Origin of the sequence: Pseudomonas sp. NFX183, assembly GCF_047943075.1 — a bacterium.
In the GTDB taxonomy this organism is placed as follows: Bacteria; Pseudomonadota; Gammaproteobacteria; order Pseudomonadales; family Pseudomonadaceae; genus Aquipseudomonas.
Genome location: NZ_CP181333.1, coordinates 6173499 through 6189051, shown reverse-complemented (window position 1 = coordinate 6189051; position 15553 = coordinate 6173499). Strand labels below are relative to the sequence as shown.

The following is a 15553-nucleotide window of genomic DNA, read 5'->3' as shown; positions in this document are numbered from 1 at the left end:
ACATGAGCAAACGCAAGGTCATACCGCTGCTGGTCTACATCCTGTTCCTGCTGGTGCCGATCTACTGGCTGCTGAACATGTCCTTCAAGAGCAACACCGAAATCCTCGGCGGGCTGACCCTGTTTCCGCAGGCTTTCACCCTGGCCAACTACAAGGTGATCTTCACCGACCCGAGCTGGTACACCGGCTATATCAATTCGCTGTATTACGTGAGCCTGAACACGGTGATTTCCCTGAGTGTGGCGCTGCCGGCAGCCTACGCCTTCTCACGCTACCGCTTCCTGGGCGACAAGCACCTGTTCTTCTGGCTGCTGACCAACCGCATGGCACCGCCGGCGGTGTTTTTGCTGCCGTTTTTCCAGCTGTATTCGTCCATCGGCCTGTTCGACACACACATCGCCGTGGCCCTGGCGCATTGCCTGTTCAACGTGCCGTTGGCGGTGTGGATTCTGGAAGGCTTCATGTCCGGCGTGCCCAAGGAAATCGACGAAACCGCCTACATCGACGGCTACAGCTTTCCCAAGTTTTTCGTGAAGATTTTTATCCCGCTGATCGGCTCAGGCATCGGGGTAACCGCGTTTTTCTGCTTCATGTTTTCCTGGGTCGAGCTGTTGCTGGCGCGCACGCTGACCTCGGTCAACGCCAAACCCATCGCGGCGGTGATGACTCGCACGGTCTCGGCCTCGGGTATCGATTGGGGCGTGCTGGCGGCGGCGGGGGTGTTGACCATCCTGCCCGGCATGCTGGTGATCTGGTTTGTTCGCAACCACGTGGCCAAGGGCTTTGCCCTGGGCCGGGTCTGAGGAGTCGATGATGGAATGGATGGCCTGGACCACTCCCACCGCGTTGTTCTTTGCGGCCATCGGCGTGCTGCTGGTGGGCATGACCACCTGGGAACTGCGCTCGCCGAGCATCCCTCGGCGCGGTTTTTTACCGATCAGCACCACCCGTGGTGATCGCCTGTTTATCGGTCTTCTCGGCAGCGCCTACCTGCATTTACTGGTTATCGGCGTTACCGACTGGAGCATCTGGGTGGCGTCCGCGCTGTCCCTGGTATGGCTGTTGAGTGTGATGCGTTGGGGCTAGTGCCCTTGTGAATAAACCACCAGGAGGTCTCTATGTTGAATAAAAACAATAAGCTGCGACATAGCATTTCATTGGCCGGCGTACTGGCCCTCAGCGGTTTGAGCGCCACGGCCTGGGCCGATGCGTACGAAGACGCGGCGAAAAAATGGATCGGCAGCGAGTTCAAACCGTCCACCCTCACCCAAGACCAGCAGCTCGAAGAGTTGAAGTGGTTTATCAAGGCGGCAGAACCGTTTCGTGGGATGAAGATCAACGTGGTGTCGGAAACCCTCACCACCCACGAGTACGAATCCAAGGTGCTGGCCAAGGCCTTCAGCGAAATCACCGGCATCAAGCTGACCCACGACCTGCTGCAAGAAGGCGACGTGGTGGAAAAGCTGCAAACCCAGATGCAGTCCGACAAGAACATCTATGACGGCTGGGTCAACGATTCGGACTTGATCGGCACGCACTTTCGCTATGGCAAGACCGAGTCGATCACCGACCTGATGGCCAACGAAGGCAAGGACTTCACCTCGCCGACCCTGGACATCAAGGACTTTATCGGCCTTTCGTTCACCACCGCGCCGGACGGCAAAGTCTACCAACTGCCCGACCAGCAATTCGCCAACCTCTACTGGTTCCGCGCCGACTGGTTCGAGCGGCCGGAGCTGAAAGCCAAGTTCAAGGAAAAATACGGCTACGACCTCGGCGTGCCGGTGAACTGGTCGGCGTATGAAGACATCGCCAAATTCTTCAGCGAAGACGTCAAGGAAATCGACGGCAAACGTATTTATGGGCACATGGACTACGGCAAAAAAGACCCGTCACTGGGCTGGCGCTTCACCGATGCCTGGTTCTCCATGGCCGGCGGCGGCGACAAGGGCCTGCCCAACGGCTTGCCGGTGGACGAATGGGGCATTCGCGTGGAGGACTGCCACCCGGTGGGCTCCAGCGTGACCCGCGGCGGCGACACCAACGGCCCGGCCGCGGTGTACGCGACGCAGAAATACGTGGACTGGATGAAAGCCTACGCGCCACCGGAAGCGGCGGGCATGACCTTCTCCGAATCCGGCCCGGTGCCGTCCCAGGGCAACATCGCCCAGCAGATCTTCTGGTACACCGCGTTTACCGCCGACATGACCAAGCCGGGCCTGCCGGTGGTGAATGCCGACGGCACGCCGAAATGGCGCATGGCGCCATCGCCGGTCGGGCCTTATTGGGAAAAGGGCATGAAGAAGGGCTATCAGGACGTGGGCTCCTGGACGTTTCTCAAGTCGACGCCCGAGAAGCAGAAACTCGCGGCCTGGCTCTACGCGCAGTTCGTGACCTCGAAAACCGTGTCGCTGAAGAAAACCATCGTTGGCCTGACGCCGATTCGTGAGTCCGACATCAACTCCCAGGCCATGACCGACCTGGCGCCCAAACTCGGTGGCCTGGTGGAGTTCTACCGCAGCCCGGCACGGGTCGAGTGGACCCCGACCGGCACCAACGTGCCGGACTACCCACGCCTGGCGCAACTGTGGTGGAGCAACATCGCCGCCGCCGCCAGCGGCGAGAAAACCCCGCAGCAGGCGCTGGATAACCTGGCCAAGGAGCAGGACGCGATCATGACGCGCCTGGAACGCTCCAACGTGCAGCCAATATGCGGCCCGAAAATGAACCCCGAGCGTGATGCCCAATACTGGTTCGACCAACCCGGCGCGCCGAAGCCGAAACTGGCCAATGAGAAACCCAAAGGCGAAACCGTGAGCTACAACGACCTGCTCAAGTCGTGGGAGGCAGCGCGTAAGTAACAGTATCTGTGGCAAGCGGGCTTGTTGTGACGAGTGGGCTTACCGTGGCGAGCGGGCTTGCCCCGCGTTGGGTTGCGAAGCAGCCCCAAAACCTGACGACCGAATGCTGTCTGGGTGAACTCGGCGTCTTTTATGGGGCTGCTTCGCAGCCCAACGCGGGGCAAGCCCGCTCGCCACAACAAGCCCGCTCGCCACGGTAAGCCCGCTTGCCACAGCAAGCCCGCTCGCCCCAATGGGCCGCTCAGCCCACTGATTTTGTGTCTACTGCCCCCCCTTGTTCGCCGCCAAAATCCGCGCCGTGTCCCGCGCGGGCGGCAGCCCGAACACCCGCGTATAGTCGCGGCTGAACTGGGTCGCGCTTTCGTATCCGGTTCGGCAAAATCCTGGCGAATCCACTGGATGGCCTGGCTGATGCGCGACAAGGCAGTGTCCGGCGCGGCGATGTCGCGCAACATCCAGCCATGGGCGCCTTGCAGTACGAGGAAGAGAATCTCCCGTTCGTACGCAGCCAACGTAGTCGTAAAGCCTGGAGTTGGTCTACAACCCCCTGGCATCTGTCGAGTGGTGCCGAATAACCGCTGATCCGCAGCCATGCAATGCCGATTGAATTTTCCCCACAGCCAGATGCTCTGCACTTTAGAAGCGCGCGTTTTGAGCGCTCTTGCGGGGCTTTCTGGTGAGAAAGCCGAGTTGTATCGGACTTTGTGGAAACTGCCATCATGACGCTTCTTACAGCGCTGTCGGGCCAACCGGCCACCCTGACTGACTCGGCCGACGGCCGCCATCAACGCGTGTACCAGCAGCTGTACAACGAGGCGGAGGGTTGCGAGGCGCTGGCGCGGGAATTCTTGCTGGCGCAATTGGCCCAGGTGCAGGACGTGCCCTGCGAATTGCCCGACACGCCCGAACAATTGCCCGCGTGGGTCGAGCAGCGCTGCGCCGCCGTGGCCCGCGACTACGCCGACTACCTGGAGCAACGCCAGCAGGGTCAGCCACGGCGCTACTTCCAGAACAAGGCCCACGCCTTGTACGTGTTGCAATGCCTGGCGCCGACCAAACAGGTCGATGGCGCCTGGCTGTACGGTTTACTGCGCTATTGGCAGGACCAGCGCTTCGATGGGCTGCTGACCACCTACCTCGAAGAACTGGGCGACGGCGAAGCCGCGCAAAACCATGTGGTGATCTATCGCAAGCTGCTCAGCGAGCACGATGCCGACAGCGAAGCCGGGTTCAAGGATGACGACTACCTGCAAGGCGCCTTGCAACTGGCGCTGGGCCTGTGTTCCGAGGAGTTTCTGCCGGAAGTGATCGGCTACAACCTGGGCTATGAGCAATTACCCCTGCACCTGCTGATCACCTCGTACGAGCTGAGCGAGCTGGGCATCGATCCCTATTACTTCACCCTCCACGTCACCATCGACAACGCCAGCAGCGGCCATGCCTGCAAGGCCGCGCAAGCGGTGTTGAACCTGCTGCCGCTGGGCGAGGGCAGGGAGCAGTTCTACCGCCGCGTGGCCCGCGGTTATCAGCTCAATGACCTTGGGCCGGGCACCACGGCCGTGATCGAGCGCTTCAACCTGCAGGAGCAAGTGGTGGCCATGCTTGAGCGTAAGCGCACGTACGGTCAGCACATGCATTCCGATTACTGCCGCTTCGAGGGCAAAACCGTCAATCAATGGCTGGCACAGCCTGGGCAGATCGCTGAGTTCCTCCAGGCGCTGCAAGACAAAGGCTGGATCAAGCGCAACCAGGACCCTGCCGACAGCCGCTTCTGGCAACTGATCGAGGGCGCCGGTGCAGCGATGTTCGGCGTGTTCAGCGGCGCTGAAAAGCAGCTGCTGCACGACTGGATTGCCGGTGACTGGGTCAGCGGCGAGCGCGTGCCGCCTGCACGGCCGGGGCGCGGCAGCCGTTTTTCCCGGGAGCAGCACCGCCCGGCCGATCCGGACACCCAGGCGCTGGTTGAGTCGCTGTGCAAGCTGCCCGATGAACAGCAGATCGATGCGCTGATCCCGTGGATGTCGGCGCGGCGCCATTGCGCCCCGGCCGGGCTTTACGCGACGCGGCGCTTTATCCAACTGCGAGCGCGTCTGCGCTGAGGAGTGTGGTTCATGTCTGCACAGCAGCTCGTTGATCGCACCTTGTTGAACCTGGGCCGCGGATTGAAGGAGAACGGCTACCGGTTTATCACGCCGACGCCCCTGACCCATCAACGGGTGTGCCAGCGCCTGGCAACGCCGCTGGCGATGACGATGCGCGATGTGTTCGGCTGGTCGCTGCCATTTGATAACGCGTTGTTGCCTGAGGCCTTTCGCGAAGAATTGCAGCAAGCGCAGGTGATCGAAAAACACGACGCTTTATGGCGCAGCACCGTGCGCTGGTCGAGCCTGGACGAGTTGCTGTTCGCCCACTCGCCGTACCCGACCACCCAGGCCGACGCGGTGTTTTTCGGCCCCGACAGCTACCGGTTTGCCCACGTGATCCAAGCCCATCTGCAACAGCGTTTCGACCCTGTGCGGCGGGCGGTGGACATCGGTTGCGGCGCGGGTGTCGGTGCATTGGTCATCGCCCGCGCCCGGCCTGAGGCTGACGTGCTGGCGGTGGACATCAACCCCCGCGCCCTGCGCATGACCGCGGTGAATGCCGAGCTGGCGGGCCTGGCGAATGTCAGCGCGTACCACAGCGACATACTGGCCAGCGTCGACGGCGAATTCGACCTGATCGTTGCCAACCCGCCCTATATGAATGACCAGCATCAGCGCGCCTACCGCCATGGTGGCGGTGCCTTGGGGGCGCAGTTGTCGGTGCGTATCGTCAGCGAATCCCGCGAGCGCCTGGCTCTGGGCGGCAGCCTGGTGCTCTACACGGGCGTGGCGATGGTGGCCGGCGCCGATGCCTTTCTGGAGGCGATCAAACCGTTGGTGGCCAGTGCTGACTACGGCTGGACCTACCGCGAAATCGATCCTGACGTCTTTGGCGAAGAGCTGGAAAAACCCGGCTATGAGGGCGTCGAGCGGATCGCCGTGGTGGCGCTCACCGTCACCCGATTGCGCTGAGCTTGGCGCGCATCAGCGGCGACCACTGATCGGCTGTGGCCCTACCTCGACGGAACGCTCGCAGGTGTCGCGCCCCTTAATCAATAACCCTTTCAACACCTTCTCAACAACAGGAGTGCAGAGCATGCGAGCGATGACTTTCCAGGGCGCGCACAAAGTGCAGGTCGATACGGTGCCCGATCCGATCATTGAGCAGCCCGACGACATTATTTTGCGCGTCACCGCCACCGCCATTTGCGGCTCGGACTTGCACCTGTACCGCGGCAAGATCCCGACCGTCGAGCACGGCGACATCTTCGGCCATGAGTTCATGGGCATCGTTGAGGAAACCGGGCCGGCAGTGACGGCCGTGCAGCGCGGCGACCGCGTGGTGATCCCGTTCGTGATTGCCTGTGGCGACTGCTTCTTCTGCCAACTGCAACAATTTGCCGCCTGCGAAACCACCAATGATGGGCGCGGCGCGATCCTGAATAAAAAGGCGATCCCGCCGGGAGCCGCGTTGTTCGGCTACAGCCGTCTGTATGGCGGCATTCCCGGCGGCCAGGCCGAGCTGGTGCGGGTGCCGAAAGCCAACACCGGGCCATTCAAGGTGCCTGGGTTGCTGGCGGATGAAAAGGTCCTGTTCCTCTCGGACATCCTGCCCACGGCCTGGCAGGCGGTGACCAACGCCGGCATCGGCAAGGGCTCCAGCGTTGCGATCTACGGCGCCGGCCCGGTCGGCCTGCTCAGCGCGGCGTGCGCGCAGATGCTTGGCGCCGAGCAGATCTTCATGGTCGATGACCATCCCTATCGCTTGGCCTACGCGCAAAAAATGTACGGGGTGATCCCGATCAACTTCGAAGAAGATGACGACCCCGCCGACACCATCATTCGCCAGACCGCCGGCATGCGTGGGGTCGACGGCGTGGTGGACGCAGTGGGGTTCGAAGCCAAGGGCAGCACCACCGAGACCATCCTCACCACGCTCAAGATCGAAGGCAGCAGTGGCAAGGCCCTGCGCCAGTGCATCGCTGCCGTGCGCCGTGGCGGGGTGGTCAGCGTGGCCGGGGTGTATGCCGGGTTTATTCACGGGTTCATGTTTGGCGACGCGTTCGACAAGGGGCTGACGTTCAAGATGGGCCAGACCCATGTGCAGCGCTTCCTGCCGGAGTTGCTTGAGCACATCGAGCTGGGGCATCTGAATCCCGAGGCGATCGTCACGCATCGGTTGTCGCTGGAGCAGGCTGCGCGTGGCTATGAGCTGTTTGACAAGGCCGAGGAGGAGTGCCGCAAGGTGATCCTGCTGCCGGGCATGGATGAGCGGCCGATTGTCGAACCGCTGGAAGAAGTGACGCCTGATTTACGCCTGCAGGGCGTTCCAGGCTTCTAAACCGAACGCAGCGCAAACCGGGAGGGGGCAAGCCCCTCCCGCATTCACGTCAGGCTGCCGCCTGCGGTTGGATCTGCAGCACGCCGTCCACGTCCTTGACCAGGCCACTGGCCACAAACAACGGCGCCACGCGCTTGTGCAACTGCGGCTCGACGAACTCCTTGACCGTGTCCAGCGCCAGCTCGCCACTGAGCGGCAGCTCGGCCTTGGTGTACGACAGCCAGGCTTTTTTCAGCATCGTCAGCACATCACTGCCCGCGGTCGAGGCAAAGCGGCGGTGGCTGGGTTTGCCGTCGAAGTTGAAGCTGTGCTGGTACGCGTAGCCGGTTTCGTCACCGTTGCTGGCGGCGCAGCGTACGCAGGTGCATGGGCCGTCGCCGAACGCGCTGCGCAGGTAGGCGTTGAAGTCCACCACGGGCTTGAGTGACAGGCGCTTATCCACCTCGAACAGGTCTCCGGTCATTTTATCGTCAGTGTTCAACGTCCATTTCCTCACAGGTCGGCAGGTGCATTTCAAAGCGCGGCACAATAGCAGCCGAGCGGCGCCCATGGGGATTTTTTGCGCGAAAGGTACTCGCTTCAGGGTCGACGTCCATTCGCCAATAGCCTTGTTAGCGTTTCCCCAATCAACCTCCGTCGATGGCGACGCAGCGCAAACGCGTAAAACCCTGGAAAACCTCGACCACGTGCTGGCAGGTTTTGGTGTCGGACGCTCGAAAATCGCCGCCGTTCAGCGCTGCTGATTTATTGCATAAGAATAGAGCTATATATTCTTTTCGTGTCTTAAAAAACGCCGCTAGGCTTCATCACCTTCCCGAAAACGCGGCAGATTCCCCCATGACTTTCAAGCGTTCCTCCCTGACCTTATTGGTTGCGTCGCTGGCCGCTGCTGGCAGCTTGCTCAGCCCCGGTGCCCAGGCCGAAGGCAAAATCAGCATCGCCCAGCAGTTCGGCATCGGCTACCTGATCCTCGACGTGGTGCGCGACCAGCACTTGATCGAGAAACACGGCAAGGAGCAGGGCCTGGATATCAAGGTGGAATGGAACAGCATCTCCGGCGCCACGGCGATGAATGAAGCGCTGCTGGCGGGTGCGCTGGACGTGGTCTCGGCCGGTGTGCCGCCGATGCTCACCCTGTGGGACCGCACCAAGGGCAAGCAGAACGTCAAGGCCATCGCCTCCCTCGGTTCGATGCCCAATTACCTGCTGACCAACAACCCTAACGTGAAGACCCTCAAGGACTTCACCGAGAAAGACCGCATCGCCGTGCCCGCTGCCGGTGTGGGGTTTCAGTCGCGCACCCTGCAGATCGAAACCGCCAAGCAGTTTGGCGATGCGAACTACAAGAAGTTTGACGATATCTCCATCAGCCTGGCTCACCCCGATGCCACGGCGGCGTTGATTGCCGGTGGTTCGGAGATTAACTCGCACTTCTCAAGCCCGCCGTTCCAGTACCAGGAGTTGCTCAACCCTAACGTGCACAAGGTGCTCAGTTCCTACGACATCCTTGGCGGGCAGGCTACGTTCAACGTGCTTTACACCACTGAGAAATTCCACGACGAGAACCCCAAGACCTATAAGGCGTTTTACGACGCGCTGGCTGAGGCCGAGACGATTATCAAGGCCGATAAACCGGCCGCGGCGAAGGCGTATATCCGTGTGGAGCAATCCAAGCTGCCGTTGGACCTGGTGGAGAAAATTGTCCAGGACCCGGAGATCGATTTCACCATCGTGCCGCAGCGGACCTATATCTATGCCGAGAAATTGCAGGAGCTGGGGGTGTTGAAGAACAAGGCGGCGAGCTGGAAGGATTACTTCTTTGAAGAGGCTCATGGTGGGGAGGGGAGTTGAGTGGCCATTCGGGTGAATCGGGGGCGTCATGGGGGTAGGGCGGGGTACATATCCATTTCTGCGGTAACGGCTACTGGCGGTTCCGCTCTTACAGCGGGTCACTTTTGGCAAACGCCCCAAAAGTAACCAAAAGGTCTTTGCCCCACCACTCGGCACCTCGCCTAGGCTCGGTGTTCCCTCACTCCGGCTTGAATCCGTGGGCCGCCGCGACGGGCCATCCATGGCCCAACACGGCTAACCCGGCGTCCTGCCGGGTTACCCACGGATTCAAGCCTGCGTTCGGCCAGCGTGGTTGACGGGGCCTGTCAGGTCAAAAGCAAGATCAAAAGCAGAGCACGGCGGCCTGGTAGCCGACCTGAGTGGTTGAAGCAAAAGCAGGGCAACAGCACAGCAACACACCTCTATCTGATGTACTGAGCTCCAAATGTGGGAGCGGGCTTGCCCGCGAAGACGGTGGGTCAGTTACACATGAGCTGACTGACCCACCGCCTTCGCGAGCAAGCCCGCTCCCACAATTTCACCGAGTTCAACTGCCAGCACCGCACTGCTTTGCTTTTCTGTGGGAGCTGGCTTGCCTGCGATGCAGGCACCGCGGTCCATCAGGTACACCGGGTTGATGCCATCGCAGGCAAGCCAGCTCCCACATTTGATTGAGTTCAGGTTCCAGAATCAGGTCGGCTGTCAGGCCGCCTCGGCTGTGCTTTTGCTTCTACCACTCAGGTCGGCTACTAGGCCGCCGTGCTGTAGATCTTGATCTTGATCTTAGGCGCCCCGTTAAACCACGCTGGCCGAACGCAGGTTTTGGAGCGTGGGTAAACCGGCAGGACGCCGGTTTAGCCGTGTTGGGCCATGGATGGCCCATCGCGGCGGCCCACGCTCCAAAGCCTGCGTGAGGGCACACCGAAGCGTGAGCGAGGTGCCGAGTGGTGGGGCAAGAGCCTTTTGGTTACTTTCGGGCTCTTTTCAAAAGTGACCCGCCGTAAGGGCGGAACCGATATTCGCCATCACGCAAATAACGGATATGTACCCAATAACCCACCCCAAACATCACCGAAAAAACTCCCCAGGTGTCGCATCAAACTGCTGCCGAAACGCCGCAATAAACGCCGAAGTCGACTCATACCCACACCCCAACGCCACATCCGTAACCCGCTCCCCCTGCTCCAGGGCCGGCAACGCACTCAGCAACCGCAACCGCTGACGCCAAGCGCGAAACGTCAGCCCGGTATCACTCAAAAACAACCGACTCAACGTCTTCTCACTCACCCCCAGCCTGCGCCCCCAATCCCCCAAGGTCGTCTGCTGCTCCGGATGCAGATTCAAACTGCGATAAACCTGACGCAACCGCGGGTCCAGGGGCAAAGGCAGCATCAAATCCACCTGCGGCGCAGCGGCCAACTGGTCGAGCACCACCTGGGCCAGGCGCCCATCCGGCCCGTCCTCGGCATATTCCACCGGCAACTCACTGAAACTGCGGATCAACTCGCGCAACAAACTGCTCACCTCCAACACCTGACACCGCTCGGCCGCCCAGGCGGTAACGCTGCAATCCAGGTACAGGCTGCGCATTTCCGTGTGCGGCGAGCTGAACACCCGATGCGGTACGCCCGCCGGGATCCACACCGCGCGCTGGGGCGGGGCGACGAAGCGGCCGACGCTGGTCTGGATCTCCAGCACCCCGGATATCGCGTAGGACAACTGCACCCAGGGGTGGCTGTGCTGGCGGGTCAGCGCGCGATTGGGCAGCGACTCCGTGCGCCCATACACGGGCCGCGGCAGGCTGGAAAGCCCGGGCACACTGCGGCGGACGGTCTTGTCATGTCCTTTAGGCGGCATTTACTGGCTCATTGGCGTTAGTCGGTAACAAGCCGTTACGTTAGAGTCGCATCGATGCTCTTGGCAACCCCTGGAAGATTTGCTTATGACCCGTCCACGTTTTCTGCCTGACAACTTCACCCTGACCCTGATTGCCACGGTGATTCTCGCTTCCCTGCTGCCCGCCAGCGGCCAGACCGCCGTGGCCTTTGGCTGGGTGACCAACCTGGCCATTGCGCTGCTGTTTTTCCTGCACGGCGCCAAGCTGTCGCGCCAGGCCATCGTTGCCGGTGCCGGGCACTGGCGCCTGCACCTGCTGGTGTTCAGCCTGACCTTTGTGCTGTTCCCCTTGCTGGGCCTGGCGCTCAAGCCGGTGCTGTCGCCGCTGATCGGCAAAGACCTGTACATGGGCATGCTCTACCTGTGCGCCTTGCCGGCCACGGTGCAATCGGCGATTGCCTTTACGTCGCTTGCGCGCGGCAATATCCCGGCGGCGATCTGCAGTGCGGCGGCCTCCAGCCTGTTCGGCATCTTCCTCACGCCGCTGCTGGTGACGCTGCTGCTCAACGTGCACGGCGACGCGGGCTCCACCGTCGACGCGATCCTGAAAATCAGCGTGCAATTGCTGTTGCCGTTTATCGCCGGGCAAATCGCTCGTCGCTGGATCGGCGATTGGGTCGGCCGGAATAAGTCCTGGCTGAAGTTCGTCGATCAGGGCTCGATCCTGCTGGTGGTTTACGGCGCGTTCAGCGAAGCGGTCAACGAAGGCATCTGGCACAAGATCCCGCTGTGGGAGTTGGGCGGCCTGGTGGTGGCGTGCTGTGTGTTGCTGGTCCTGGTACTGGTGGCGTCCACCGTGCTGGGCAAGGCCTTTGGCTTTAACCAGGAAGACCGCATCACCATCTTGTTCTGCGGCTCGAAGAAAAGCCTCGCCACTGGCGTGCCAATGGCCCAAGTGCTGTTCGCCGGCGCGACCATGGGCGTGTTGATCCTGCCGCTGATGCTGTTTCACCAGATCCAGTTGATGGTGTGCGCGGCGCTGGCGCAGCGCTACGCCAAGCGGCCGGAAAGCATCCCCGAGATGATGGGGCAGGTGGATCCGTGATCCAGATCACACCCTAGGCCGAATCACCTCAAGTTAACGCCCGGCCAGACGACTTCCTGGGTAAGAGCCCAATAAGGAGTGTCGGCATGAGCGTTAAAGGTATTTCGGTGTTTGCAGGCCTGTTTTGCCTATGGGCCAGTGCCTGTGGTGCGGCACAGACCGTGGGGCAGGGCACTATCCAGTTCACCGGCGCAATCGTTGAGCCTGGGTGTGCGACAAATGCGCGCAGCGGCGCGGTGATGGAGTTGACCGGCTGCGCCAGTTTTAACCGCGGCAGCCGCTTCGAGGTGCGCAGTCTGGCGCCGGTGGCCAGCGTCGATGCGGCCCGGGTGAAGCTGGTTGCCGACAGTGGCGCCGGGCGTTATTACGACCAGCGCTACCTGCTGGTGGACAGCGCCGGCACGCCGATTGTGTCGGGCAACTACGTGATCACCATGACCTCGCCCTGAACCTCAGAGCGACGATCCGCGCCAACAGCGCGGCGAGAAACCTATAGAATGCTCGGCGGCGGCGCTGTTCTGCGTGGCCGTTGGATCATCGCCAGAGTACCTCGCCCGCCAATGAGCATTTCAGCCGCAACCCCCCAAGCCAACTGGCAACCGGTCATCGCCCTTGCTTTGGCCGCGTTTGTGTTCAATACCACCGAATTCGTACCGGTCGGCCTGCTCAGCGCCATCGGCGCCAGCTTCGACATGCCCATCGCCAGCGTCGGCCTGATGCTCACCATCTATGCCTGGATCGTGTCGCTGACTTCGTTGCCGGTGATGCTGCTGACGCGTAACGTCGAACGGCGCAAGTTGCTGATCGTGTTGTTCGGCTTGTTTATCGCCAGCCATATTCTCTCCAGCGTCGCCACCAGCTTCGGCCTGCTGATGGTCAGCCGCATCGGCATCGCCTTGTCCCACGCGTTGTTCTGGTCGATCACCGCCTCCCTGGCCGTGCGCCTGGCGCCGGAGGGCAAGCAGGTGCAAGCCCTCGGCCTGCTGGCCACCGGCACGTCACTGGCGATGGTCCTGGGCATTCCGCTGGGCCGCCTGCTCGGCGAAGCCATGGGCTGGCGCACCACGTTTCTGGTGATCGCCGCCTTTGCCGCGGCCCTGGTGTTCTGGCTGGCGCGCACCTTGCCGCTGCTGCCGAGCCAAAACTCCGGCTCGCTGCGCAGCCTGCCGTTGCTGTTCAAGCGCCCGGCGCTGGTGGCGCTGTACGTGCTCACCGCCATGGTGGTGACCGCGCAATTCACCGCCTACAGCTACATCGAACCCTTCGTCGAAGGCGTCGCCGGCCTGAGCGGCAACGTGGTCACTCTGTTCCTGCTGGTGTTCGGCGGCGCGGGTATCATCGGTTCGCTGCTGTTCAGCCTGGTGCACCGTTTCAACCCGCACCTGTTCGTGGTCAGTGCGGTGTTCCTGCTTGCTGCGTGCCTGGCGCTGATGCTGCCCTTGAGCGGCGCCGAGTCCTACCTCGTCGGCCTGAGCGTGTTCTGGGGCATGGCGATCATGGGCTTTGGCCTGGCCATGCAATCCAAAGTGCTGGTGCTGGCACCCGACGCCACCGACGTGGCCATGGCGATGTTCTCCGGCATCTACAACATCGGCATCGGCGGCGGCGCCCTGATGGGCAGTTGGGTCGGCAGCCACTTCGGCTTCGCCTGGATCGGCGCGGCGGGCGGGTTGCTCGCGGCAGTGGCGCTGATCGGCTACTGCCTGGCGATTCACCGGTATGGGCAGGGTGTGGCGCGTAGCAACTGATGCGTTGGTCAATGATGACTTGAAAAAATCAAAGGATTGAACCCGTGAGACACCTCGTCGCCTATATGGATGCCGTGGATCAGTCTAAAAACGTGCATTGATCCGTCAACCGGCCCGCAGCACCGGCCCGGCGCTGTTTGCCCGCAGCGAATACCTGTCGCAGCTCTGGCTGGCGCCGATCGTCGGCGTACTACTCGGTGCGCCGCCCGCCCGTAAGTTGGGTGGCCGCGACTGAACGGTGCTCGGTGTCGAAGAACTTTTTGGCCGGCGGCGGGCCTATCTATAACGCCGCCGTTTGCCCACTTTTTTCGGAGCCCACCGCCGATGTCACGTCTATTGCTCAAACCCGCACTCTTTACCGGTATTTGCACCCTGATGCTCAGTCTTTCAAGCCAGGCCGCCAGCTTTGATTGCGCCAAGGCCAAGGCCGCTGACGAAATTGCCATCTGCGCCAACCGCAGCTTGAATGACCAGGACGTAACGATGGCGTTGCTCTACGACCTGAACAAGCACTTCATGGCCATGGGCGGGCGCGGCTCATTGATGGACGGGCAGGCGGACTGGCTCAAGCAGCGGCGCGCGTGTGGCGCGCGGCTGAGTTGCCTGAGTTACGCCTACACGCAACGCATTGGCATGTTGCGCGGGTTTATTGATGAGCGGGTGATGACAAAGGGGCCGTTCTGAATCACAGCGAACACTCAGCCTTTGGGTGATTGCCGTGGCGAGGGCGCAGGCTCTCTCGCCACAGCAATCGAGCGTCCTGTTACAACGCCGCCAGCACCGCCTCCAACTTCTCCTGATCGCGCGCGAACTGCCGGATGCCCTCGGCGAGTTTTTCCGTTGCCATCGCATCTTCATTCGACGCCCAGCGGAACTGCGCTTCGGTCAGTTGCTGACGCACTTCACCTTCAGCGCCCGGCACCAGTTTGCGTTCCAGCGTGCCGTTGTCTTCATCGAGTTTGTGCAGCAGGTCCGGGCTGATGGTCAGGCGGTCACAACCTGCCAGTTGCTCGATCTGGCTAAGCGTGCGAAAGCTTGCGCCCATGACCACGGTCGGGATGGCGTTGGCCTTGTAGTAGTTGTAGATGCGGGTGACCGATTGCACGCCCGGGTCTTCGGCGCCGGTGTAATCCAGGCCCGTGCTTTTGCGGTACCAGTCGTAGATGCGGCCTACGAATGGCGAGATCAAAAACACCCCGGCATCAGCGCACGCCACGGCCTGGGCGAAGGAGAACAGCAGCGTGAGGTTGGTCTGGATGCCGGCTTTTTCCAGACGTTCGGCAGTGCGGATGCCTTCCCAGGTGGACGCCAGCTTGATCAGCACGCGCTCGCGACCGATACCGGCCTGGTCGTACAGGGCGATCAACTGGTTGGCCTTGGCCCACAGCGCGTCTTCGTCAAAGGACAGCCGCGCGTCGACTTCGGTCGAGATGCGCCCGGGAATCACCTTGAGAATGCCCGCACCGACCGACACGGCGAAGTGATCGCAGGCCAGGCCCACGTCGCCCTTGGACAGGTTCACGGCAGTGCGTAGCAGCTCGGCGTATTCCGGGATGGCGGCGGCTTTAAGCAGTAACGACGGGTTGGTGGTGGCGTCGACCGGACGCAGGCGGCTGATGGCTTCCAGGTCGCCGGTGTCGCAGACCACGGTGGTGAATTGCTTGAGTTGTTCGAGCTTTGACGTCATGAGCGGCGGTCTCCAGGAAGGGGGATGTGGCGCAGCGCTGGGCGGCACGGGACACCCGTTG

The 15553-nt window shown here is 61.8% G+C and carries 14 protein-coding genes and 2 pseudogenes; 12 read left to right on the top strand and 4 right to left on the bottom strand.

The features are described 5' to 3' along the window. Positions 1 to 2: 2 nt before the first annotated feature. The 3 genes from ACM530_RS28755 to ACM530_RS28745 are packed head-to-tail and all read left to right on the top strand — an operon-like array spanning position 3 to position 2861. A complete protein-coding gene (locus ACM530_RS28755; protein WP_369302658.1) occupies positions 3 to 803 on the top strand; it encodes a carbohydrate ABC transporter permease in 801 nt (266 codons plus the stop codon). Between the two features lie 10 nt (positions 804 to 813). Beyond that, on the top strand, positions 814 to 1086 hold the full coding sequence (locus ACM530_RS28750; RefSeq protein ID WP_106580628.1) for a DUF2160 domain-containing protein: 273 nt from the start codon (positions 814 to 816) through the stop codon (positions 1084 to 1086). Between the two features lie 32 nt (positions 1087 to 1118). After that, positions 1119 to 2861: an ABC transporter substrate-binding protein gene (locus ACM530_RS28745; RefSeq protein ID WP_145163614.1), complete on the top strand. Its 1743-nt coding sequence runs from the start codon at positions 1119 to 1121 to the stop codon at positions 2859 to 2861. A gap of 261 nt (positions 2862 to 3122) precedes the next feature. On the opposite strand, the pseudogene ACM530_RS28740 reads toward ACM530_RS28745, so the two are convergent. Further along, positions 3123 to 3367 (bottom strand): annotated as a pseudogene (locus ACM530_RS28740) (AraC family transcriptional regulator); the annotation flags it as partial. A 213-nt stretch (positions 3368 to 3580) separates the two neighbouring features. On the opposite strand from ACM530_RS28740, the gene ACM530_RS28735 reads away from it, so the two are divergent. The 3 genes from ACM530_RS28735 to ACM530_RS28725 all read left to right on the top strand — a co-directional run bounded on the left by ACM530_RS28735 (position 3581) and on the right by ACM530_RS28725 (position 7286). Continuing rightward, a complete protein-coding gene (locus ACM530_RS28735; RefSeq protein ID WP_416363811.1) occupies positions 3581 to 4960 on the top strand; it encodes an iron-containing redox enzyme family protein in 1380 nt (459 codons plus the stop codon). A 12-nt stretch (positions 4961 to 4972) separates the two neighbouring features. Continuing rightward, a complete protein-coding gene (locus tag ACM530_RS28730; protein WP_416363810.1) occupies positions 4973 to 5917 on the top strand; it encodes a methyltransferase in 945 nt (314 codons plus the stop codon). Positions 5918 to 6041: 124 nt separating this feature from the next. After that, complete coding sequence (locus ACM530_RS28725; RefSeq protein ID WP_404487695.1) at positions 6042 to 7286, top strand: zinc-dependent alcohol dehydrogenase; 1245 nt, start codon at positions 6042 to 6044, stop codon at positions 7284 to 7286. A gap of 49 nt (positions 7287 to 7335) precedes the next feature. On the opposite strand, the gene ACM530_RS28720 is transcribed toward ACM530_RS28725, so the two are convergent. Further along, positions 7336 to 7767: a hypothetical protein gene (locus ACM530_RS28720; RefSeq protein WP_242200075.1), complete on the bottom strand. Its 432-nt coding sequence runs from the start codon at positions 7765 to 7767 to the stop codon at positions 7336 to 7338. 356 nt (positions 7768 to 8123) lie between these two features. Between ACM530_RS28720 and ACM530_RS28715 the strand changes: the two genes are divergently transcribed. Further along, a complete protein-coding gene (locus ACM530_RS28715) occupies positions 8124 to 9137 on the top strand; it encodes an ABC transporter substrate-binding protein (protein ID WP_416363809.1) in 1014 nt (337 codons plus the stop codon). A gap of 1047 nt (positions 9138 to 10184) precedes the next feature. On the opposite strand, the gene ACM530_RS28710 is transcribed toward ACM530_RS28715, so the two are convergent. Beyond that, the gene (locus ACM530_RS28710) at positions 10185 to 10973 is read right to left on the bottom strand and encodes an AraC family transcriptional regulator (protein WP_145163626.1); all 789 of its coding nucleotides are present in this window, start codon (positions 10971 to 10973) and stop codon (positions 10185 to 10187) included. Between the two features lie 85 nt (positions 10974 to 11058). Here ACM530_RS28710 and ACM530_RS28705 point away from each other — a divergent pair, with 85 nt between their 5' ends. From ACM530_RS28705 to ACM530_RS28685, 5 genes and pseudogenes are all read left to right on the top strand, one after another. After that, a complete protein-coding gene (locus tag ACM530_RS28705; protein ID WP_262207756.1) occupies positions 11059 to 12057 on the top strand; it encodes a bile acid:sodium symporter family protein in 999 nt (332 codons plus the stop codon). An 86-nt stretch (positions 12058 to 12143) separates the two neighbouring features. Further along, complete coding sequence (locus tag ACM530_RS28700) at positions 12144 to 12506, top strand: type 1 fimbrial protein (RefSeq protein WP_416363808.1); 363 nt, start codon at positions 12144 to 12146, stop codon at positions 12504 to 12506. Between the two features lie 111 nt (positions 12507 to 12617). Then, entirely contained in the window at positions 12618 to 13805 is a 1188-nt protein-coding gene (locus ACM530_RS28695; RefSeq protein ID WP_145163632.1) for a sugar transporter, read from the top strand. A gap of 109 nt (positions 13806 to 13914) precedes the next feature. Next, positions 13915 to 14040 (top strand): annotated as a pseudogene (locus tag ACM530_RS28690) (aquaporin); the annotation flags it as partial. 89 nt (positions 14041 to 14129) lie between these two features. Then, on the top strand, positions 14130 to 14489 hold the full coding sequence (locus ACM530_RS28685; RefSeq protein WP_416363807.1) for a lysozyme inhibitor LprI family protein: 360 nt from the start codon (positions 14130 to 14132) through the stop codon (positions 14487 to 14489). 79 nt (positions 14490 to 14568) lie between these two features. Here ACM530_RS28685 and tal read toward each other — a convergent pair whose 3' ends face one another. Continuing rightward, positions 14569 to 15492, bottom strand: a complete 924-nt coding sequence (gene tal, locus ACM530_RS28680; protein ID WP_106580647.1) for a transaldolase — start codon at positions 15490 to 15492, stop codon at positions 14569 to 14571. Positions 15493 to 15553: the final 61 nt, after the last annotated feature.